General features: G+C 44.0%; 16 protein-coding genes and 1 pseudogene. 15 read left to right on the top strand and 2 right to left on the bottom strand.

Annotated features, from left to right (window positions below; translation table 11 throughout):
• Window positions 1–400 precede the first annotated feature (400 nt).
• The 8 genes from sdhC (at window position 401) to sucD (ending at window position 9989) form a co-directional block, all read left to right on the top strand.
• A complete protein-coding gene (sdhC, locus tag OCV29_RS13355; RefSeq protein WP_370737164.1) occupies window positions 401–781 on the top strand; it encodes a succinate dehydrogenase cytochrome b556 subunit in 381 nt (126 codons plus the stop codon).
• The gene (gene sdhD / locus OCV29_RS13350; protein WP_261887333.1) at window positions 775–1122 is read left to right on the top strand and encodes a succinate dehydrogenase, hydrophobic membrane anchor protein; all 348 of its coding nucleotides are present in this window, start codon (window positions 775–777) and stop codon (window positions 1120–1122) included. The genes sdhC and sdhD overlap by 7 nt, the downstream gene beginning before the upstream one ends.
• Window positions 1123–2889, top strand: a complete 1767-nt coding sequence (sdhA, locus tag OCV29_RS13345) for a succinate dehydrogenase flavoprotein subunit (protein WP_073605663.1) — start codon at window positions 1123–1125, stop codon at window positions 2887–2889.
• A gap of 14 nt (window positions 2890–2903) precedes the next feature.
• A complete protein-coding gene (locus OCV29_RS13340; RefSeq protein ID WP_073605664.1) occupies window positions 2904–3614 on the top strand; it encodes a succinate dehydrogenase iron-sulfur subunit in 711 nt (236 codons plus the stop codon).
• A gap of 88 nt (window positions 3615–3702) precedes the next feature.
• Window positions 3703–6510 (top strand): 2-oxoglutarate dehydrogenase E1 component, encoded by a 2808-nt coding sequence (gene sucA, locus OCV29_RS13335; RefSeq protein ID WP_073605665.1) that lies wholly within the window; start codon window positions 3703–3705, stop codon window positions 6508–6510.
• Window positions 6511–6536: 26 nt separating this feature from the next.
• Entirely contained in the window at window positions 6537–7757 is a 1221-nt protein-coding gene (gene odhB, locus OCV29_RS13330; RefSeq protein WP_073605666.1) for a 2-oxoglutarate dehydrogenase complex dihydrolipoyllysine-residue succinyltransferase, read from the top strand.
• A 193-nt stretch (window positions 7758–7950) separates the two neighbouring features.
• Entirely contained in the window at window positions 7951–9117 is a 1167-nt protein-coding gene (gene sucC, locus OCV29_RS13325) for an ADP-forming succinate--CoA ligase subunit beta (protein WP_073605667.1), read from the top strand.
• Window positions 9117–9989: a succinate--CoA ligase subunit alpha gene (sucD, locus tag OCV29_RS13320; protein ID WP_073605668.1), complete on the top strand. Its 873-nt coding sequence runs from the start codon at window positions 9117–9119 to the stop codon at window positions 9987–9989. The genes sucC and sucD overlap by 1 nt, the downstream gene beginning before the upstream one ends.
• A 105-nt stretch (window positions 9990–10094) precedes the next feature.
• Here the strand turns inward: sucD and znuB are convergent, their stop codons facing one another.
• Both znuB and znuC read right to left on the bottom strand, forming a co-directional pair.
• On the bottom strand, window positions 10095–10886 hold the full coding sequence (gene znuB, locus OCV29_RS13315; protein WP_073605669.1) for a zinc ABC transporter permease subunit ZnuB: 792 nt from the start codon (window positions 10884–10886) through the stop codon (window positions 10095–10097).
• Window positions 10879–11664, bottom strand: a complete 786-nt coding sequence (gene znuC / locus OCV29_RS13310; protein ID WP_073605670.1) for a zinc ABC transporter ATP-binding protein ZnuC — start codon at window positions 11662–11664, stop codon at window positions 10879–10881. Before znuC ends, znuB begins: the two co-directional genes overlap by 8 nt.
• A gap of 75 nt (window positions 11665–11739) precedes the next feature.
• Between znuC and znuA the strand changes: the two genes are divergently transcribed.
• The 7 genes and pseudogenes from znuA (at window position 11740) to OCV29_RS13275 (ending at window position 21128) form a co-directional block, all read left to right on the top strand.
• Window positions 11740–12624 (top strand): zinc ABC transporter substrate-binding protein ZnuA, encoded by an 885-nt coding sequence (gene znuA, locus OCV29_RS13305; RefSeq protein WP_073605671.1) that lies wholly within the window; start codon window positions 11740–11742, stop codon window positions 12622–12624.
• Between the two features lie 735 nt (window positions 12625–13359).
• Entirely contained in the window at window positions 13360–13590 is a 231-nt protein-coding gene (locus OCV29_RS13300; RefSeq protein WP_073605672.1) for a FeoA family protein, read from the top strand.
• The gene (feoB, locus tag OCV29_RS13295; RefSeq protein ID WP_073605673.1) at window positions 13587–15857 is read left to right on the top strand and encodes a Fe(2+) transporter permease subunit FeoB; all 2271 of its coding nucleotides are present in this window, start codon (window positions 13587–13589) and stop codon (window positions 15855–15857) included. Before OCV29_RS13300 ends, feoB begins: the two co-directional genes overlap by 4 nt.
• A pseudogene (locus OCV29_RS13290) lies at window positions 15854–16012 on the top strand (FeoC-like transcriptional regulator); the annotation flags it as partial. The gene feoB and the pseudogene OCV29_RS13290, both read left to right, overlap by 4 nt.
• 741 nt (window positions 16013–16753) lie before the next feature.
• The gene (locus OCV29_RS13285) at window positions 16754–18658 is read left to right on the top strand and encodes a M6 family metalloprotease domain-containing protein (protein ID WP_073605674.1); all 1905 of its coding nucleotides are present in this window, start codon (window positions 16754–16756) and stop codon (window positions 18656–18658) included.
• 481 nt (window positions 18659–19139) lie between these two features.
• Window positions 19140–20420 carry a cellulose binding domain-containing protein gene (locus OCV29_RS13280; RefSeq protein WP_073605675.1) on the top strand — a complete coding sequence of 427 codons (1281 nt, stop codon included), beginning with the start codon at window positions 19140–19142 and terminating at the stop codon, window positions 20418–20420.
• 120 nt (window positions 20421–20540) lie between these two features.
• Window positions 20541–21128, top strand: coding sequence for a TetR/AcrR family transcriptional regulator (locus tag OCV29_RS13275; protein ID WP_073605676.1), 588 nt, complete (start codon window positions 20541–20543; stop codon window positions 21126–21128).
• Window positions 21129–21233 lie beyond the last annotated feature (105 nt).

Genomic DNA, 21233 nt, shown 5'->3' with positions numbered 1-21233 from the left:
TCTCCTTATGTATTTTTATTAATCCGCCCAGGACGTTTTCGAAGCAAATTCTTACCTTGGAATACAGTAAAGTCAATTTTTCTCCTATGATGTGTGCAGTCAATTGCGTTTTTTGCGCGAAATAAGTTAAAAATATGTTCTGAGTAGCAAAAATTGTTACATCAATTGTATTAAAGTGTTGCAAATCTTATATTGTCTTAGGATAAGTCAGTTTTAGCGTCATAATAAAAATAAACACTCAATAAATTTTTGTTACATTTTGTTTTGTGTTTTTAACAATTATTTATCAACTTTTCCCATGAATGAATTGATTTTGTATAGATAATGTTGATTTTGTCAGTTAATGCTGACTTTTTTGTTTATAACTATATAAAATGCTTATTAAAAGCTGAGTGAGCAAATTGTGAAAGAAAAGTCCAGACCTGTGAATCTTGATTTGCAGACCATACGTTTTCCGGTCACGGCTATTGCTTCCATTCTTCACCGAATGACGGGAGTGATGATGTTTGTCGCGATTGGAATACTGCTTTGGCTCTTATCGGTTTCACTTTCATCTCCGGAAGGGTTTCAGTACGTCTCTGATATAGCCGGTCACTTCTTCATGAAGTTCATTTTGTGGGGAATCTTGACTGCGTTGTCGTATCATATTGTGGGTGGTGTTCGTCACCTGATTATGGATTTAGGCTACTTCGAAGAGCTTGAATCAGGAACACAGACTGCGAAAATTGCTTTTGGCGCCACCGTTTTTCTATCTCTTTTAGCAGGAATTCTAGTATGGTAAAACACGTTTCTTCGGTAGGTCGTAACGGTGTTCATGATTTTCTGTTGATACGTGCGACTGCCATTCTCATGACTTTGTATACGCTTTATCTCGTATGCTTCTTTGTTTTCTCCGGCACCATCACTTACGGGCTATGGTCTCATTTTTGGGGTAGCCAATTCACTAAAATCTTCACAATGTTAACCCTGAGCTGTGTACTGATACATGGTTGGATTGGTTTATGGCAGGTACTGACAGACTATGTGAAACCCGCCTTGATGAGAGGGTTATTACAACTTTTAGTTGTGGCAGTACTGTTGGGATACTTTTTTTCTGGTCTGTTTGTTTTGTGGGGTGTTTAAGTGGCTATTCCAGTGCGAGAATTTGATGCCGTTGTTATCGGCGCAGGTGGTGCAGGCATGCGAGCTGCATTACAGGTTTCAGAACAAGGCTTAACCTGTGCCTTGTTGTCCAAAGTTTTTCCAACCCGTTCTCATACCGTCTCTGCTCAGGGCGGAATCACAGTTGCTCTTGGTAATTCACATGAGGATAACTGGCAATGGCATATGTACGACACGGTGAAAGGCTCTGATTATATTGGTGATCAGAACGCAATTGAGTACATGTGTAAAAATGGCCCTGAATCGGTGATTGAACTGGAAAAAATGGGACTACCATTTTCCAGATTTGATAATGGTAAAATTTATCAGCGTCCATTTGGTGGTCAGTCAAAAGAATTCGGTGGCGAACAGGCAGCACGAACCGCAGCCGCGGCAGACCGGACTGGTCACGCATTGCTGCATACTTTGTACCAGCAGAATATTAAGCACAAGACAACTATTTTCTCTGAATGGTATGCGTTGGATCTGGTGAAAAATCAGGATGGCGCTGTTGTTGGTTGTACTGCGTTATGTATGGAAACCGGTGAAGTCTGCTATTTTAAATCCAAGGCAACTATCCTGGCGACAGGTGGAGCCGGTCGTATTTATGCGTCTACGACCAATGCACATATCAATACCGGTGATGGTGTCGGGATGGCACTCCGGGCTGGTGTGCCAATGCAGGACATGGAAATGTGGCAGTTCCACCCAACAGGTATTGCGGGTGCCGGAGTGCTGGTGACAGAAGGTTGTCGTGGTGAAGGTGGCTACCTGCTGAATAAAGATGGTGAGCGCTTCATGGAGCGTTACGCGCCTAATGCTAAAGATCTTGCTGGCCGGGATGTTGTCGCCCGTTCAATGATGATTGAAATTCGTGAAGGGCGTGGGTGTGATGGCCCATGGGGACCACATATCAAACTGAAACTTGATCATCTCGGTGGTGATGTGCTTGAGTCTCGTCTACCGGGTATTTGTGAATTGTCGCGGACCTTCGCTCATGTCGATCCGGTGAAAGAACCGATCCCTGTGATTCCTACCTGTCACTATATGATGGGTGGTGTGCCGACTCAGGTCTCCGGACAAGCGCTGAAGCAGAATGCTTCGGGAGAAGACGTGGATGTTCAGGGATTGTTTGCCTGTGGTGAAATCGCATCCGTTTCGGTACACGGGGCGAATCGTCTCGGAGGGAACTCTTTGCTCGACCTTGTGGTGTTTGGGCGGGCTACAGGCCTTCATCTTGGCGAAACATTAGCGGCTCAGGCAGAAGCCCGTGCAGCCACTGACTCTGATATTGAAGCTTCTCTCAGTCGTTATTTGCGTTGGGAAAACAGCACAGGTGGCGAAGATCCGGTTCAGATTCGTAAAGACCTGCAAAATTGTATGCAGCACAGCTTCTCTGTTTTCCGGGAAGGTGATGCAATGGCGAAAGGGCTGGAAGAGCTGAAAGAAATTCGTGAGCGTCTCAAAAATGCGCATCTGGCGGATAAATCCAGTGAATTTAATACCCAACGGGTAGAGTGTCTGGAATTGGATAATTTGATGGAAACAGCCTTCTCAACAGCTGTGGCTGCGAATTATCGTACTGAAAGCCGTGGTGCTCATGCCCGGTTTGATTATCCTGAACGTGATGATGAAAACTGGTTGTGTCACTCAATTTATAACCCGGAAACAGAACAAATGACCCAGCGCTCAGTCAATATGGCGCCGGTCTACCGTGATGCATTTCCGCCAAAAGTCAGAACATACTAGGGGAGGCACAAGTGATGAAATTAAACTTCTCTTTGTATCGATATAATCCGGATGTCGATAATAAGCCTTACATGAAGGATTATACGCTGGAAGTGCCTGAAGGCTCTGACATGATGGTTCTGGATGCTTTGATTTTGCTCAAAGAGCAGGATCCATCGATAGCATTTCGCCGTTCATGCCGTGAAGGTGTCTGCGGGTCTGATGGATTGAATATGAACGGAAAGAATGGATTAGCGTGTATTACCCCGCTTTCTGACCTTTCCGGGGATAAGATAGTCATCCGACCACTGCCGGGTCTGCCTGTTGTTCGTGACTTAATTGTTGATATGGCACAGTTTTATGATAATTATGCCAAGGTAAAACCTTATTTAATCTCAGAAGGTAATTTACCGCCATCACGTGAAAATCTGCAGTCTCCGGATGAACGTAAGCATTTGGATGGTCTGTATGAGTGTATTATGTGTGCATGTTGTTCGACGTCCTGCCCATCGTTTTGGTGGAATCCGGACAAGTTTATTGGTCCTGCGGGGTTGCTGGCCGCTTATCGCTGGTTAATTGATAGCCGGGATACAGCAACAGATGAACGATTATCTGAACTTGATGATGCATTTAGTGTTTTTCGTTGCCATGGCATTATGAACTGTGTCAGTGTTTGTCCTAAGGGATTGAATCCGACTAAAGCGATTGGTCATGTGAAATCGATGTTGATTAAGCGCTCGGTATAGAAAAGATAAGAACTGCAGGCCGTAAGGCCTGCTTACAGAGCTCGGCTTAGACCGAAGCAAACGTGAAAACTACTGGTAAAGGGAAAATATGCAAAACGGCGTGATGAAGGCATGGCTCGAGTCTTCACACTTGGCTGGCGCCAATGCAACGTATGTAGAAGACCTCTACGAACTCTATTTAAGTGACCCCGATCTGGTAAGTGAGGAGTGGAAACGTGTTTTTGATGGGCTTCCAAGCCCGGGTGAGGTTGCAGAACAGCCCCATTCACGTGTCCGTGACTACTTCCGTCGACTCGCTCAAGAGACAAAGCATTACAATGTCCAAGTTAGTGATCCTGATGTCGATGCTAAACAAGTAAGAGTATTACAGTTAATCAATGCGTACCGCTTCAGAGGACATGAAGCGGCGAAGTTAGATCCTCTGGGATTATGGCAACGCCCTCCGGTGGCAGAGCTTGATCCTTCTTTTCATAATCTCAATTCCGGTGATATGGAAGAGATGTTTAACGTGGGTTCTTTCGCGATTGGTCAGGAGACTATGTTGCTGAAAGATATTCATACATCTCTGAATAAAATTTACTGTGGTTCCGTTGGTGCAGAATACATGCACATGACCAGTACTGAGCAGAAACGCTGGATTCAGCAGCGTCTTGAATCGGTTGTTGGTCAGCCTTCATTTTCGAAGGAAGAAAAAATTACTTTCCTTGAAGAATTAACTGCCGCTGAAGGTCTGGAGCGTTATCTGGGGGCGAAGTTCCCGGGGGCAAAACGTTTTTCGCTGGAAGGTGGTGATGCACTGATTCCGATGACGAAAGAGTTGATTCGTCATGCTGGTGCACAAGGTATGCGGGAAGTTGTCATTGGTATGGCACACCGTGGCCGTCTGAATATGCTGGTGAATGTGCTGGGGAAACGCCCTCAGGATTTATTTGATGAGTTTGCCGGTAAGCATGATGAAACATGGGGAACCGGAGACGTAAAATATCATCAGGGATTCTCCGCTGATTTTGCAACACCCGGTGGAAATGTCCATTTGGCGCTGGCATTTAATCCGTCTCACTTAGAAATAGTGAACCCGGTTGTCATGGGTTCTGTCCGTGCCCGTCAGGATCGTTTGGGTGACAAAGATGGTTCAAGTGTGCTGCCAATCACTGTTCATGGGGATTCTGCGGTTGCCGGACAGGGCGTGGTTGCTGAAACATTTAATATGTCTCAGGCACGGGGGTATCAGGTTGGCGGAACTGTCAGGATTGTCATTAATAATCAGGTCGGTTTTACCACGTCAAATCCAAGAGACACCCGCTCGACAATGTACTGTACTGACATTGCTAAAATGGTGCAGGCCCCGATTTTCCATGTGAATGCTGATGACCCTGAAGCCGTTGCATTTGTTACCCGTATTGCCCTTGATTATCGTAATACATTCAAACAGGATGTTGTGATTGATCTGGTATGTTACCGGCGTCACGGACATAACGAAGCCGATGAGCCCAATGCAACTCAGCCTTTGATGTATCAGAAAATCAAGAAGCACCCAACGCCAAGAAAGATTTATGCGGATGCACTGACTGAGAGGGGAAGTGTCGATAACGGTACGGTAACTCAGGTGATCAATGAATATCGCGATGCCCTTGATCACGGTGAAGTGGTGGTGAAAGAATGGCGCCCGATGGCGATGCATTCAGTTGACTGGTCACCTTACCTCTCTCATGACTGGGATGAAGCGTGGAAGAATGAATTTGATACAGACCGTCTGAAGGATATCGGTAAGCGGGTTTGTATGTACCCTGAAAGTCATAAGCTGCAAAGCCGGGTCCAGAAAATTTATACCGATCGACAAGCGATGATCAAAGGTGAAAAGCTGCTCGATTGGGGGATGGCGGAAATTCTGGCTTATGCGACACTTGTCGATGATGGTAACCGTATCCGTATTTCCGGACAGGACTCTGGCCGGGGAACATTTTTCCACCGGCACTCTGTGCTTCATAATCAGGATGATGCCAGCACTTATATTCCACTGAAAAATCTGCACACTAATCAGGGTCCCTTTCAGGTCATTGATTCGGTATTATCTGAAGAAGCCGTACTGGCTTTTGAATATGGATATGCGACAGCAGAACCCAGTGGACTGACGGTCTGGGAAGCTCAGTTTGGCGATTTTGCCAATGGTGCTCAGGTTGTGATTGATCAATTTATCTCATCCGGAGAACAGAAGTGGGCACGTTTATGTGGTTTAACCATGTTATTGCCACATGGATATGAAGGACAGGGACCAGAGCACTCATCTGCCAGACTTGAGCGATATCTGCAGCTTTGTGCCGAGCAGAATATGCAGGTGGTTGTTCCATCAACACCTGCTCAGGTTTACCATATGCTGCGTCGTCAGGTTATCCGTCCGATGCGCCGTCCGTTAATCGTGATGTCACCCAAGTCATTGCTGAGACATCCGCTGTGTGTTTCATCTCTGGAAGAACTGTCTGAAGGCACTTTTATGCCTGCGATTCCGGAAGTTGATGAGATGGATCCGAAGCAGGTCAAACGTGTCGTTTTCTGTTCTGGTAAGGTCTATTACGATTTGCTGGAGCAGCGACGAAATAACGAGCAGAAGGATGTGGCGATTGTCCGCATTGAACAGCTGTATCCATTCCCTCTGGAAGATGTGCGATCAGCCATTGCTGAGTATGAAAACGCGAAAGACTTTGTCTGGTGTCAGGAAGAGTCACAGAATCAGGGGGCATGGTACTGCAGTCAGCATAACTTCCGTGCAGCGATTCCTGATGATGCATCATTGCGTTATGCAGGTCGTCCTGCATCTGCCTCTCCGGCTGTTGGTTACATGTCGGTCCACTTGAAACAGCAAAAGGCGTTGGTTGAAGACGCTCTGAAACTAGATTAAGAACTAGAAGTAAAAGGAAAAGAAATATGACAATTGAAATTCTGGTTCCGGATTTACCTGAATCTGTCGCAGATGCAACGGTTGCTACATGGCATAAATCACCTGGCGATTCAGTTGAGCGGGATGAAATTCTTGTTGATATTGAAACGGATAAAGTTGTACTGGAAGTTCCTGCACCTGAATCTGGTGTGCTGGAAGCGATTCTTGAAGAAGAAGGTGCGACCGTCCTTTCAAAACAGTTACTTGCCCGCTTAAAACCTGGTGCTGTTGCCGGAGAGCCGACCAAAGATACGACAGATGTTTCTCAGCCTTCTCCGGATAAAAGGCATAAAGCAGCTTTAAATGAAGAAAATAATGATGCGTTGAGCCCGGCGGTTCGTCGCTTGCTTGCCGAGCATAGCTTAACCAGTGAGCAGGTTCAGGGGACAGGAGTCGGAGGCCGGATCACCAGAGAAGATGTTGAGTCTTATCTGGCTTCTGCCAAGACAACGACACCGAAGCAGAGCGCTGAATCACAGGATGATGATATTGCAGTTTCTGCCAATCAGCGTAGTCAGAAACGAGTCCCGATGACTCGTCTGCGTAAGCGGGTTGCTGAGCGTTTGCTGGAAGCTAAAAACAGCACGGCAATGCTGACGACCTTCAATGAAGTGAACATGAAACCAATCATGGAACTTCGTAAGCAATACAAAGATTTGTTTGAGAAAAAGCATGGTGTCCGGCTTGGTTTTATGTCGTTTTATGTGAAAGCTGTCACTGAGGCGCTAAAACGATATCCTGAAGTGAATGCTTCCATTGATGGCGAGGATATTGTTTATCATAACTTCTTTGATATCAGTATTGCTGTGTCGACACCTCGGGGTTTGGTAACACCGGTACTGAAAGATTGTGACATGCTCAGTGTTGCTGAAATAGAAAAAGGTATTAAAGAACTCGCCGGAAAAGGCCAGGAAGGTAAACTGACAGTTGAAGAACTGACTGGCGGGAACTTCACTATCACGAATGGCGGGGTTTTTGGTTCTCTGATGTCTACGCCGATTATCAATCCGCCTCAGGCAGCCATTTTGGGTATGCATAAAATTCAGGACCGTCCTATGGCCGTTGATGGAAAAGTAGAGATTTTGCCGATGATGTATCTGGCGCTTTCCTATGATCACCGTTTAATTGACGGACGCGAATCTGTTGGTTTCTTAGTGACAATTAAGGAGCTTCTTGAAGATCCGACCCGTCTGTTACTGGATGTTTGATTTTGATACTTGCAGGCTGCTGGCAGCCTGCAAATGTTAAAACCGGAATCGCTCAACTCCGGTATCATCATTCTTAACAGATTGTCGGTATAAAATGTCTCTCTTCTATATGAGACTGGTGCCCTACAAATGTTAGTTAGTATGAAACAATGCTAAAATTAACTGAATACAAATATAAAGATGGAATAGCACAATGAATTTGCATGAATATCAAGCCAAACAGCTTTTTGCTGAGTACGGTTTGCCCATTCCTGATGGTTATGCGTGTGGTACACCGCAGGAAGCGGCTGAAGCAGCAGGAAAGATCGGTGGAAGTAAATGGGTCGTTAAATGTCAGGTTCACGCAGGTGGACGTGGTAAAGCTGGTGGAGTTGAATTACATGATACCAAAGATGGAATTCGTGATTTTGCTCAAAAATGGCTTGGAAAGCATTTAGTGACTTACCAGACAGATGCAAATGGTCAGCCTGTCTCTAAAGTGTTGGTTGAAGCTGCGTCAGATATTGCCAGTGAGCTTTACCTGGGCGCTGTTGTTGATCGTTCGACCCGGAGAGTTGTCTTCATGGCTTCGACAGAAGGCGGGGTTGAAATTGAGAAAGTGGCTGAAGAAACGCCGGACCTGATTCATAAAGCTGCGATTGATCCACTGGTTGGTCCTCAGCCTTATCAAGGGCGTGAGCTGGCTTTTAAACTGGGCCTGAAAGGCGACCAGATAAAACAGTTTGTTAAAATTTTTATGGGTCTGGGTGAGATGTTTACTCAGTACGATTTAGCACTACTGGAAATTAATCCTCTGGTCATTACCGGTGATAATCAACTGCTTTGTCTTGATGGAAAAATTAATATCGATTCCAATGCACTTTACCGTCAGCCCAAGCTCAGAGAAATGCATGATCTTTCTCAAGAAGATGAAAGAGAAGCGCATGCTGCTCAGTGGGAACTCAATTATGTTGCACTGGATGGCAGTATTGGCTGTATGGTCAATGGTGCCGGACTGGCCATGGGAACCATGGATATAGTCAATCTTCATGGAGGAAGCCCGGCGAACTTCCTTGATGTGGGGGGCGGTGCAACTAAAGAACGTGTGACAGAAGCATTTAAGATCATTTTATCAGATACAAATGTGAAAGCTGTATTAGTCAATATCTTTGGTGGGATTGTCCGTTGCGATCTGATTGCTGAAGGAATTATTGGTGCAGTTGAGGAAGTGGGTGTTTCTGTCCCGGTTGTTGTTCGTCTTGAAGGAAATAATGCTGATTTAGGTGCGAAAAAGTTAGATGAAAGTGGCCTGAACATTATTTCAGCTACATCGTTGACAGAAGCAGCTGAAAAAGTAGTTGCTGCTGCGGAGGGCAAATAATGTCGATATTGATTGATAAAGAGACAAAAGTCATTTGTCAGGGTTTTACCGGTGGACAGGGCACTTTCCATTCCGAGCAGGCACTGGATTACGGAACACAGCTGGTTGGCGGTGTATCACCTGGTAAGGGTGGGCAGACTCACCTTGGATTGCCTGTTTTTAATACCGTCCGTGAAGCGGTTGAAGTGACCGGCGCTACAGCCAGTGTGATCTATGTACCGGCGCCATTTTGTAAAGATGCGATTTTAGAAGCCATTGATGCCGGGATTGAGTTGATCGTGACGATCACTGAAGGGATTCCGACTCTGGATTTGCTGGATGTCAAAGTCCGTTTGGATGAAGCGGGTGTCAGAATGGTTGGTCCAAACTGCCCGGGCGTCATTACACCGGATGCGTGTAAAATTGGTATTATGCCCGGACATATTCATAAGAAAGGGAAGGTCGGCATTGTATCCCGTTCAGGTACTTTGACTTATGAAGCGGTGAAACAGACAACGGATGAAGGATTCGGTCAGTCAAGTTGTGTCGGTATTGGCGGCGATCCAATTCCGGGTTCAAACTTTATTGATATCCTGAAACTATTCGAAGAAGATCCTGAGACTGAAGCCATTGTCATGATTGGTGAAATTGGTGGCACAGCTGAAGAAGAAGCAGCTGCATATATCAAAGATCATGTCACCAAGCCTGTTGTTTCTTATATTGCTGGCGTGACTGCGCCACCAGGAAAACGAATGGGTCATGCAGGTGCCATTATCTCCGGTGGAAAAGGTACTGCAGATGAGAAGTTTGCTGCCCTTGAAGCTGCCGGAGTCAAAACCGTCAAAAGTCTGGCAAATATTGGTCAGGCTTTGCGGGAAGTTACCGGCTGGTAATGACACTGATAAGCTTTTATCTGATTCGAACTTAACCCCGGTTTAAACCGGGGTTTTTTTATTGGTCAATACCGGCGCTTAATCGACGAAGCCGGGTTATGGATGTCAGGCTGTTTTTCGGAGATTAATAAAATTCAAACAAAGGAAAAGACAGCTTGCAGACACAACTACCGATGGTCCCGCGGGCGTGTCAAACTGCCATGAAAGCCATAATCCACACAAGACTGAAATACAACCAATACATGAGGCATAGATCGCCATTTGTTCTGGAGTTGTGGAGATTTTTCGGGCAGCGGCAGCCGGAATAATGAGGAGCGATGTCATGATCAGTGCGCCGACAAACTTCATTCCTACGGCGATAACAAGGCCTATCATCAACATGAGTAATAACCGCATTAAATCAGTTGGTGTCCCCTCAACAGCGGCAAGTTCTTCATTGACGGTTGAAGACAACAACGGCTGCCAGAAGAAATACAGAACTATCGTAATGACGCCAACACCGCCCCAAATGAAGATTAAGTCATCCGGAGTAATGGCAAGTAAATCCCCGAACAGATAACTCATCAGATCAATGCGGATGTCGTCAAGAAAACTGACGGCTATCAGCCCAATGGATAAAGAGCTGTGTGCGAGTATGCCGAGCAGAGTATCTGTTGAAATCACTTTTTGTTTCTGCATCGTGACGAGCAGAGCTGCGATCATGAGACAGCAGACGATGAGAGCCAGGTTCAGATTGATATCCAGTAAAAAACCAAAAGCCAGCCCCATCAGAGATGCGTGCGATAAAGTATCGCCAAAATAGGCCATTTTCCGCCAGACAACGAAGGACCCTAAAGGACCTGAAATTATCGCAATTCCCAGACCGGCAAGAATTGAAGGGATTAAGAGATCAATCATGGTGATGGTGTCCGTGAGTGTGCTCGGAGCACTGTGAATCGTCCCGGGATACAGGATACCCGGACAAATCATGATAGTGTTTGTGGTGATGGTTGTAGAAGGCAAATGTTTCATTTGTCGGCTGACCAAATAGGGCGATATATTTGGGGTGGCGGGTAATTTCAGCCGGAGCGCCATGGCAACAAATATGGTGTTGCAGACAAATGACATGATCGGTTTTAGCCATGACCAAATGCAGATCATGAGAGACCATGAAAACGGCACATTCAAATCGTTGTCTCAGTGAATGAATTAAATTATAGAGATCGATTTGTCCCTGAACATCAACGCCTTGAGTTGGTTCGTCCAGAACCAACAGATCCGGGCGTTGTAGTAAAGCTCTTGCAAGTAAAACTCTCTGACTTTCTCCGCCCGATAGCTGATGCATATTATGATTGATTAAATGCTCTGCCCCGACTAACTTTAAAGCGCTCATTTGCTCTTGCTTGCTAAAGCGACCCGCCAGCTTCAGGAATCTGATTACAGTCAGCGGAAGTGCTTCATTCAGTCGCAGTTTCTGAGGAACATAGCCGGTTCGCAGACGGTCTGGCCTGACCATTTTGCCGGAATGAATGGGCTGTAACCCAAGTAACACCTTGACTAAGGTCGATTTTCCGGCACCATTCGGGCCGATTAATGTTGTAATTGTTCCTTTATCAACAGTGAGGCTGACATGGTCCAGAACATATCTCCGGTTGAACTCAACGCAGATGTTTTCTAGTTTTATGAGAGATGACATGAGATAACCCGGTTGTCTGGTGTTATGTTATAATGTAACATGTTAGTAATATTAGTTATCCTCTGAGAAAAAGTCATGAAGTATTTTCGTTCTATACTACTTTTTATTGCTTCGGTTCTGATTTCTTATCCATCACTTGCTATGAACGTTTTGACCAGCGTAAAGCCGATTCAGCTTATCTGCTATGAGTTGATGGCTGGAGTGAGTGAACCGGATGTTTTGCTGGCAGCAAATACGTCGCCGCATGATTATGCACTACGTCCTTCAGATGTAAAGCGAATCAGAAAGGCAGATTTAATTATATGGTTTGGTGAAGGTTTGGAGCCATTTCTGACCAAGTCACTCAGTCGTCATCCAAATGTACTCACCATTAGTCAATTGCCTGATATTCATTTCAGACATTTCGAGCATGGGCATGAGGATGACGGACATCACCATCATGGCAACATTGATCCGCATTTTTGGTTAGGCATTGATGTCGTCCGGGATGTGGCAACAGCAATTTCAAAGCGTCTGGTTGCTGCAGACCCAAAACATGCTGAACGCTACCAGACCAATTTATCTGATTTTATCCGCAAGCTGGATAAAACGGATACAGAAATTAAGCATTCTCTGGCATCTGTCCATGAGCAACCTTACTATGTTTTTCATGATGCATACGGCTATTTCGAAAAACGTTATGGTTTAAATAATATTGGACACTTCACTGTCAATCCTGACAGAAAACCCGGGGCAAAAACTTTGGTTCAAATCCGCAGGGTGTTGAGTCAGCAACAAGGCGTCTGTATTTTTTCTGAGCCGCAGTTCTTGCCGGCAGTCATTCATTCTGTAACACGTGGAACACATGCAAAGCAGGGCACATTAGATCCTCTGGCCACGAATATTGAAGTGAGTCCCGGTGGCTATTTCCATTTTATTGAGCATATTACGAAACAATTTACAGATTGCTTAGGGAAGTAATGTTTAGTCTGTCAGGTGTAGCGGTGTTGGTTTTAATACCATTCTAAGTCATTTTCTGATCTGGATATATCTGGTTCCGCAAACCGCTCAAGCTATCCATGGGCGCTTAAACAAGGGCTCCATGCCCTTGTATGTTTGCTCCACCAGACACATCCAGATGATCAGTTTATTTTCCAGATTGGTATAAAACGAATTGGTTATAAAACGACTTGGTTATAAAACGAACAGATTGAAAGCAGCCTGATAAAAAAAGGGTCATGGTACAGCCCTAAGGGCTATACCATGGGCGGAATTCGCCATCAATGAGATATACCTGGTTGTTAAAACGAAGGTTTTTGGAATATCTCTTTCGACTAAAGAATAAATAGTAGGACTCATACCGTACAGCAGATTATTGCGAACAATCCCCCCCTACTGCAGCGGTATAAGCGCTTGAAAGCATAACACCACATCTTCTCTTCGTCAGTCTTAATTTTAAAAAATTGGTGATCATATGACTTTATTTTGACTTTTTTGTTGGTTAATTAAACAGTTTTTGCATTTTTTGGTGATTTGTTGATTATCCCTTGATGTGGTTTTTACGTTACAGCTGGCGATTGACACTATTTATTGTTATCCGAGCACTTCAGTTCAATTTTAAAATTTTTTTGATTTACCTCATGAACTATAAGGACATTCGGTGTATTGTACGTAAGTGATAACGACAACGATAATACTTCTCAATAGGTATTGAAAATGAAACTAACTCAACTTAAAGCAGGGCAATGTGCACAGGTGAAATCTTTTCACCACCTTTCTGAGTCGGTCAGAAAACGTTTAATGGTTATGGGAATATTACCCGAGACATCCATCCGCTTAGTCAGACGTGCTCCTTTAGGAGATCCGTTACAGGTTGAAGTCCGTGGTGTATTACTTGCAGTAAGAGAAACGATCGCCTCTGCTATTGAAGTCGGAGATGTGAAATGAATTATAAAATTTTAACTGTAGGAAACCCAAACAGCGGAAAGACAACATTATTTAATGGTTTGACCGGTGCGAAACAGCAGGTTGGTAACTGGGCTGGTGTGACTGTAGAGAAAAAAACCGGTAAGTTTTCTCATGCCGGAAATGATTTTTTACTGACAGACTTGCCTGGTATTTATGCATTAGACAGTGGCAATGATAGCCACAGTATCGATGAATCTATTGCATCTAAATCTGTGTTATCTCATCCTGCTGATTTAATTATCAATGTTGTTGATGCAACTTGCCTTGAACGAAGCTTATATATGACCTTACAGCTTCGTGAGCTTGGTCGTCCGATGGTTGTCGTTTTAAATAAGACGGACGCACTAAAAAGAGAAAGATTAACGATTGATGCAGCAGAGTTAGAGAAAGTATTAGGTTGTCCTGTTTTTGCGTTATCTGCCCATAATAAATCTCAGGTAAAACAGTTTAAAGAAAGTATGCATAAAGCTTTGGTTCAGGGGATACCACATCGTGAACTGAAGCTGGATTATGGTGATGAGTTTGAATCAATTATTTCCTCAGTTGAACCTTTGTTTGAGGAAGAGGACGTTTCTGCAAGAGCTTTAGCGATCAGAGCGCTGGGTGATGATAGCCTGGTGATTAATCGCCTTTCTGAAGAAAGCCAACGTGAAGTCACGACTAAACGTCAGCAGTGCTCTTTAGATATTTATTTGCATGTTGCAGATACCCGTTACACTTTCTTACATGACCAATGCCAAAGAATCCGTAAGAGTCAGGGGAAACTCGGGCATGGGTTTACTGAAGTTGCCGATCGGTTCGTGCTCAATAAGTGGATTGGTATTCCATTTTTCTTTTTTGTCATGTATTTGATGTTTATGTTTTCCATTAACATTGGTAGTGCATTTATCGACTTTTTTGATATATCTGTTGGTGCATTGCTTGTGGATGGGGGACACGCGTTGCTGGATAATCACCTGCCGGTATGGCTGACAACGATTATTGTTGATGGTATTGGTGGTGGTATTCAGACAGTTGCGACATTTATCCCTGTGATTGCCTGCCTGTATTTATTTCTCGCCGTGCTGGAAAGTTCCGGTTATATGTCACGTGCTGCGTTTGTGCTGGACAAAGTGATGCAGAAAATTGGTTTGCCGGGTAAAGCGTTTGTTCCGTTAGTCTTGGGCTTTGGTTGTAACGTGCCATCGATTATGGCGACACGGACGCTGGATCAGGAAAGGGAAAGACGTCTTTCAGCAGCCATGGTGCCATTTATGTCATGTGGTGCCCGTTTACCTGTTTATGCTCTGCTTGCTGCTGCTTTCTTCCCTCATTCAGGACAAAATATTGTTTTTCTTCTTTATCTCATTGGTATTTTAGTCGCTGTGTTTACCGGTATTGTATTACGTCATACGATTTACCCCGGTAGCAGTGACAGTTTGCTGATGGAAATGCCTGATTATGAAATACCAACCTTACAAAATGTTTTGATTAAAACATGGCAAAAACTGAAAAGGTTTGTATTGGGCGCAGGGAAAACAATTGTATTAGTTGTGGCTATGCTGAGCTTTTTGAACTCTGTCGGTACCGATGGAAGCTTTGGTAATGAAGATAGTGAGTTGTCCGTCCTGTCCAGAGTTTCTCAATGGGTGACGCCTGTCTTTGAGCCAATTGGCGTTGAACAGCAAAACTGGGAAGCCACCGTTGGTATTATTACCGGTATTTTTGCCAAAGAAGCGGTTGTCGGTACATTGAACAGCTTATATTCCTCCGGCGGTGATGAGGGGGGCGAGTTTGATTTAGCTGCCAGCCTGAAAGAAGCAGTCATGACAATCCCCGATAATCTGAGTGCTCTGAGTTACTCCGATCCTTTGGGAATTGAAGTCGGTGATTTATCTGATAGCTCGAGTGTTGCTGAAGATCAGGGAGTAGATGCATCAATTTTTGGTAATCTGAAACAAAATTTCAATGGTGCAGCCGCTGCTTTTTCCTATCTTGTTTTTATCCTGCTCTATACGCCTTGTGTTGCTGCATTAGGGGCTTATGTTCGTGAATTTGGCACCAAATATACGAAGTTTATTGCCCTTTGGACATTTGGTCTGGCCTATTGCCTGGCAACATTAATCAATCAGGTTGCGAATTTTGGCGGGCATCCGCTGAAAAGCAGCGTCTGGATTGTCATGATTGTTGCTGGTGGATATATGCTTTATCGCTGGCTGAAACATAAAGGGAACGTATTAGAACATCTTGAGGTACAGCTGGTATGATTCTTCATGAGCTGAAAGATTATCTGGAAAAGCATGGTACAGTGAGCCGAAAAGAGCTCGCCCGACATTTTCATCTCAGCGAAGATGGTATCGATGCTATGCTCAGTGTCTGGATGAAAAAGGGTGTGATATCCCGTTTAGTTGATACTCGCAAAGGGTTATCTGCCAACAAAGGACTATCAACCAGTAAAGAACTATCAACCAGTAAAAAACTATCAACCAGCAAAGGGCTGTCAACCGGTCAAGAAAGCTCCGCTGATTCCGGGGAAGGTAAGCCCCGGCAGGTGAGATACCGGATAAACCGGGAGCGGGCATTATCACTGACGGTGATTATGTAAAACATATTCTTATCATTGAAACAGCTGCTGATGGAAATAGCAGCTGTTTTTATGTTTATCCTCTGCATACCTGAGTGGCATCTTACCCTTCGGGAGCGCATCAACAAATTCATTTCTGCGTCAAATCACTTCGAAAGGCGTCATTATTCCTTCAGTTATTTTCCCTGAACTGAACTTGTTGATGAAGCTCTGAATCCTGCAGCTTGAGGTCATCTGGGTATAAAAATAATATCAATCATAAAATTATAATAATTATTAATTATGCCTTATGATGCGATTAATTTGTTACTGATCGTTTTATTTTTTGTGGGTATAAATATTTGGTAGATTGTCTGATTATAATAAGTGTTTGTCTGAATTTTTTATGAGTCTGCTATTACTATGTCTTTTGTTTTTTTAATTTATTCATAAATAAGATTTTTTGATTTCGGAATGATTCTGTAATTAAAATTTAAATCTGGTGGTTTATTTGATTGTCCGATGCTTTTGGGGTAAAAATACCACCGCAAACTGAAGAATACTCTTTATATCGGTTTGTGATTAAATGAAGGAATTAAAATGAAAAATAAAATTACACTCGGCTTATTTAGTTTAACTTTAGTAGGTCAACTTGCTTATTCAGCAGTACCATATCACGGAAAAAATTATCAGTTCACACAACCAAATGGTGATGTCATCACATTGACATTAACTGGTAATGATTATTTTGCAGAGCAAAGAACAAAATCAGGACGTCTGGTTGTTTACGATAATCAACTAAAAGGGATGGCTTACGCACAAGTCTCGCAAGATGGTAGCCAGCTCATTTCAACCGGAAAGCTGGCTGTTCAGTCAGATAATCAATTACCGATGATCTCTACGATGAGTCAGCAAGGTCTGACAGCCGCTGCAAAAGGTAAGCTGGCTTTGAAAAAACGTCAGGCAATGCTGAAAGTCAAGGGTGATACGCCCTTGGGGAATACGCTGATAAGCACGGCATCATCATCCACTGTGACGGGTTCTCTGAAAGGGTTAACAGTGATCATCGATTTCCCGGACAAATCAGGTTCAATTACCAAATCTCAGGTTGAACATTTTCTGAATGACCTGGATTATCATGAGTTTGGAAACTTTCAGTCTATCCGGGGCTATTTCCGCTCGGTTTCCGGCGGGAAACTTGATTATACCAATGTTGTTACAACCTACTATACGGCAAAACATAAAAAATCTTACTATGCAGATTCAAGTCTTGAATCGTCCGTTCGTTCGCAAGAACTGATTCATGAAGCGCTGGACTGGCTTGAAAATCAGCAGGGATTTGATTTTTCAACCTTGTCTACTGACAGTCAGGGGTTGATTAAGGGGCTGAACTTTTTCTATGCAGGGGATTCAGACAGTTCATGGGCCAGAGGGTTGTGGCCGCACATGGGGGGTTTAAGCCCGCGTTTTTGTGCGGATGGTGTCTGTTCTAACCTCTACCAGATCTCTGATATGGGAAGCCGGTTGTCAATTGGTACTTTTGCACATGAATCAGGACACCTGATTGCAGGATGGCCTGATTTATATGACTATGACGGAAGCTCTCTGGGCTCAGTCGCTTCTTTCGGCATTATGGGATATGGCTCGGCCAGTCAAACCAGTCAGCTGCACCCGGTTCCGCCAGTCGCTCCTTTACGGGCACTTGCGGGATGGGATTCGGTGACTGAGCTGAATCCGGCGATTAATGCCAATGCGCCACAAGGGCGTTTGTCAGCGACATCCGGCTCAAACACTGATTATAAGTGGAGTAATCCGGCGAACCCGAAAGAAGCATTTTATATTGAAGCCATCCATCGGTCAGGTCAAAACACAGAACAACCGGATCAAGGGTTGGCCGTATGGCATGTTGATCCAGCGGGTGATAACTCGAATGAATGGCATCCATATATCCAAATGGAACATGCCGATGCGCTTCGTGACCCTGAAAATAATCGTAATTATGGGGATAATAAAGACTTATACCATGAATACGGCGAGTTTACGGCTTCACTACCGAATGCGTTGACATCTAAAGGCACGAACTCTTTGTGGTGGAATGGGAATGAGTCAGGACTGAATATCACAGATGTTTCTGCGCCGGCAGAGACGATTTCTTTCACTGTGACTCCGGGCGATGTGACAACACCAACCACACCAACGACGCCATCAGACACTGTTGTCTACACGGGGTCATTAACAGAAAAAGGGGAAAAAATTGAACCCGATGGCAACTGGTTTCAATATGATGGCGGAACAATCAAGCTTGCACTTGAAGGTCCTTCAAATACGGATTTTGACCTGAAAATCATGAAATGGGATAACCAAAGCTCATGGGTTCAGGTTGCAGCTTCAGAAGCATCAGGTTCCAGTGAGTCGATCACCTATCAGGCCGAACAAGGTTACTATTATTTTTCTGTGAAATCTTATTCGGGTTCCGGTCAGTATCAATTGTCCGTGACTAAATAAGCCGGTGTTTTATTTTTATAAATCAGAAAAAAGCAGATGTTCATATCTGCTTTTTTATTCAGATGACAGAGCCATTTTTTCTGGGAAATATAGTTCTGTCAGATGTTTGTTGATTTTATTGGTATGAAAGTTCTCTGAATAGATGTGCATGCCAAATAATTAATCTGTCATTGATTTAATTATTATTAATGAATTAATTTTAACATATGTTGTTCTTTATGTTTGTGTAATTTTTATATCAAGGTGAAATTATATAGGTGATATCTCTCTTTTTAATTTGATAAAAGCTAAAATGATTCAGGCTGTATTAGTTTAATACGCTTATCCCCATATACGGGCATAAGAAGTATGTTCGGATTGAAATTGTTGTGATTGGTACTGATTTCTGGTTTCAGGCAGTTGGCGACCAGAATGTTGCTGCCTTTTCTTTATCGCGATTTTAATACGTGGGATTTTTACTAATTTAACGAGGCCATTTTTTATGAAAAAAAAGTTAAAACGTCTTGTTGGTTGTGTCGGCTTAGCCTCACTTCCATTTATTACCGGTCCGGCCTACGCGCTGACCTCCGGCGCTGGTGAGGCAACGCTGTCTTTACAGAGCAGCTGGGGAAGTGGCTATTGTGCCAATGTCAGTATTACCAATAACGGTGACGCGAATATTACAAGCTGGACTGTTGAGCTGGATCTGAAAAGTGCAGCAGTCAATAATCTTTGGAATGGTACGCTCGATGGCTCAACCGTAACGCCATCTGGTAATGGTACGATTTCTCCCAATTCAAGTGCATCATTTGGCTTTTGTGCGAGTGTGACCGATGGTGTCGTCACTCCTGAAATTGTTTCACTTTCAGTCGAAGGTGGCGGTGATACCGGCGATGATAATGGCGGAAGCACTGGTGATGACAATGGTGGAAGCACCGGAGATGATAACGGAGGAAGTACCGGCGATGACAATGGCGGAAATACCGGCGGTGACAATGGAGGAAGCACAACAGATACGGAGTATGATCCAATAGAAACCGGTTGTAGTGGCTATGCGACCCGCTTCTGGGATTGCTGTAAACCACACTGTGGCTGGAAAGAAAATGTGCCAACCGGGTTGAATGCATTGCAGAGTTGTTCTGTTTCGAACTCACCATTAACAGATTTCAGCACGCAAAGTGCTTGTAGTGGTGGCAGTGCATATACATGTTTTTCTATGATTCCGTTTAAAGTGAACGACAATTTATCGTACGGATATGCAGCAACATCAAGTGGTGATGTCTGTGGCCGTTGCTACCAGCTCCAGTTTACCGGAGAGTCTCATAACTCTTCTGGTGATCCGGGCTCAGCTGCTTTGAAAGGTAAAACAATGATCGTTCAGGCCATTAACATCGGTTACGATGTGAGCGGTGGTCAGTTTGATATTCTTGTTCCGGGTGGTGGTGTCGGTGCGTTTAATGCCTGTTCTGCCCAATGGGGAATTTCTTCAAGCGAGCTGGGCTCGCAATATGGTGGTTTACTGGCTGCCTGTAAACAGGAAATTGGCTGGAATGCATCTCTTGACGAGTATAAGAGCTGTCTGGTTAAACGCTGTAACAGTGTTTTCGGATCGCGGAATCTGACAGAAATGCAACAGGGTTGCCTGTGGTATGCCAACTGGTTTGAGGCTGCTGATAATCCGGCATTGAAATATAAAGAGGTTGCATGTCCTTCTGAGCTTAGCTCGAATTCCGGAATGGATCGGGGTTCGCTTGATGATATCAGCAACGCATGCGGTAATTAATTTTCTTTATTTACAAAAAGAGGGGTAGATTTCCCCTCTTTTGATTGGTTATATTTGCGATACGATCATTGTATCCGGCACTGATTGATCTGAGGTTGAATTTTCTGCTGAGGAGGGCATTTGCAAAAGCAAGAATTAACTAAACGGCAGCAACAGGCGCAAAAAACACGACAGCATATCTACGATATTGGATTAATGCTGATGCAAAAAAATGGCTATCATGCCACAACTGTCAGTCAAATCAGTAAAGCAGCCAATGTTTCCGTCGGCGCCTTTTATCATCACTTCCGGTCGAAAGAAGATATTCTTTCACAAATCTACGAAAATGCTGATGAGTACTTCTTGCAAGAGGTGAAAGCACGCATTCAAGCATATAAAGTGCCGGAACAGGTTGTTGAATTTTTTCAGTATTATGCCGATTATAATGTCCGGGTCGGTATTGATACGATGAAGGTTCTTTATCACGCAGATAACATTTGGTTTTTAAAGAAAAACCGGGGAATGCAACAGGTGCTTCAGTCACTTTTGGCTGAAGGACAAGCCCGAAACGAAGTCATCTCCGGGCAGACGGCTGAAGAGATATCTGATTTTTTGTTTATGAGTGCGCGGGGAGTTGTTTTCAACTGGTGTATGTTAGATGGCCGGAATGATCTGGTTCGTGATATGAAAGCATACATGCAACGTTTAGTGACACTTTTTTTACCTTAATCTTCCATGAAAACAATCAGTTGTTCTCTCAATCAGATTGATTTGATGATGCAACTGATTTCTCATTTTTTACTCTCTTGATACAGGTCTGATTTTGTGGATTAG

The organism is Vibrio aerogenes, from assembly GCF_024346755.1.
Classification (GTDB): Bacteria; Pseudomonadota; Gammaproteobacteria; order Enterobacterales; family Vibrionaceae; genus Vibrio; species Vibrio aerogenes.
Note: the sequence above shows the minus strand (reverse complement) of the source record. Positions and strands in the feature narration are given on the sequence as shown.

Coding starts and splice junctions, on each gene's coding strand:
- sucD (WP_073605668.1), top strand. CDS start 9,117: ATGTCGATATTGATTGATAAAGAGACAAAAGTCATTTGTCAGGGTTTT.
- odhB (WP_073605666.1), top strand. CDS start 6,537: ATGACAATTGAAATTCTGGTTCCGGATTTACCTGAATCTGTCGCAGAT.
- znuA (WP_073605671.1), top strand. CDS start 11,740: ATGAAGTATTTTCGTTCTATACTACTTTTTATTGCTTCGGTTCTGATT.
- znuC (WP_073605670.1), bottom strand. CDS start 11,664: ATGTCATCTCTCATAAAACTAGAAAACATCTGCGTTGAGTTCAACCGG.
- OCV29_RS13285 (WP_073605674.1), top strand. CDS start 16,754: ATGAAAAATAAAATTACACTCGGCTTATTTAGTTTAACTTTAGTAGGT.
- OCV29_RS13340 (WP_073605664.1), top strand. CDS start 2,904: ATGAAATTAAACTTCTCTTTGTATCGATATAATCCGGATGTCGATAAT.
- znuB (WP_073605669.1), bottom strand. CDS start 10,886: ATGATTGATCTCTTAATCCCTTCAATTCTTGCCGGTCTGGGAATTGCG.
- OCV29_RS13300 (WP_073605672.1), top strand. CDS start 13,360: ATGAAACTAACTCAACTTAAAGCAGGGCAATGTGCACAGGTGAAATCT.
- sdhD (WP_261887333.1), top strand. CDS start 775: ATGGTAAAACACGTTTCTTCGGTAGGTCGTAACGGTGTTCATGATTTT.
- sucC (WP_073605667.1), top strand. CDS start 7,951: ATGAATTTGCATGAATATCAAGCCAAACAGCTTTTTGCTGAGTACGGT.
- sucA (WP_073605665.1), top strand. CDS start 3,703: ATGCAAAACGGCGTGATGAAGGCATGGCTCGAGTCTTCACACTTGGCT.
- feoB (WP_073605673.1), top strand. CDS start 13,587: ATGAATTATAAAATTTTAACTGTAGGAAACCCAAACAGCGGAAAGACA.
- OCV29_RS13280 (WP_073605675.1), top strand. CDS start 19,140: ATGAAAAAAAAGTTAAAACGTCTTGTTGGTTGTGTCGGCTTAGCCTCA.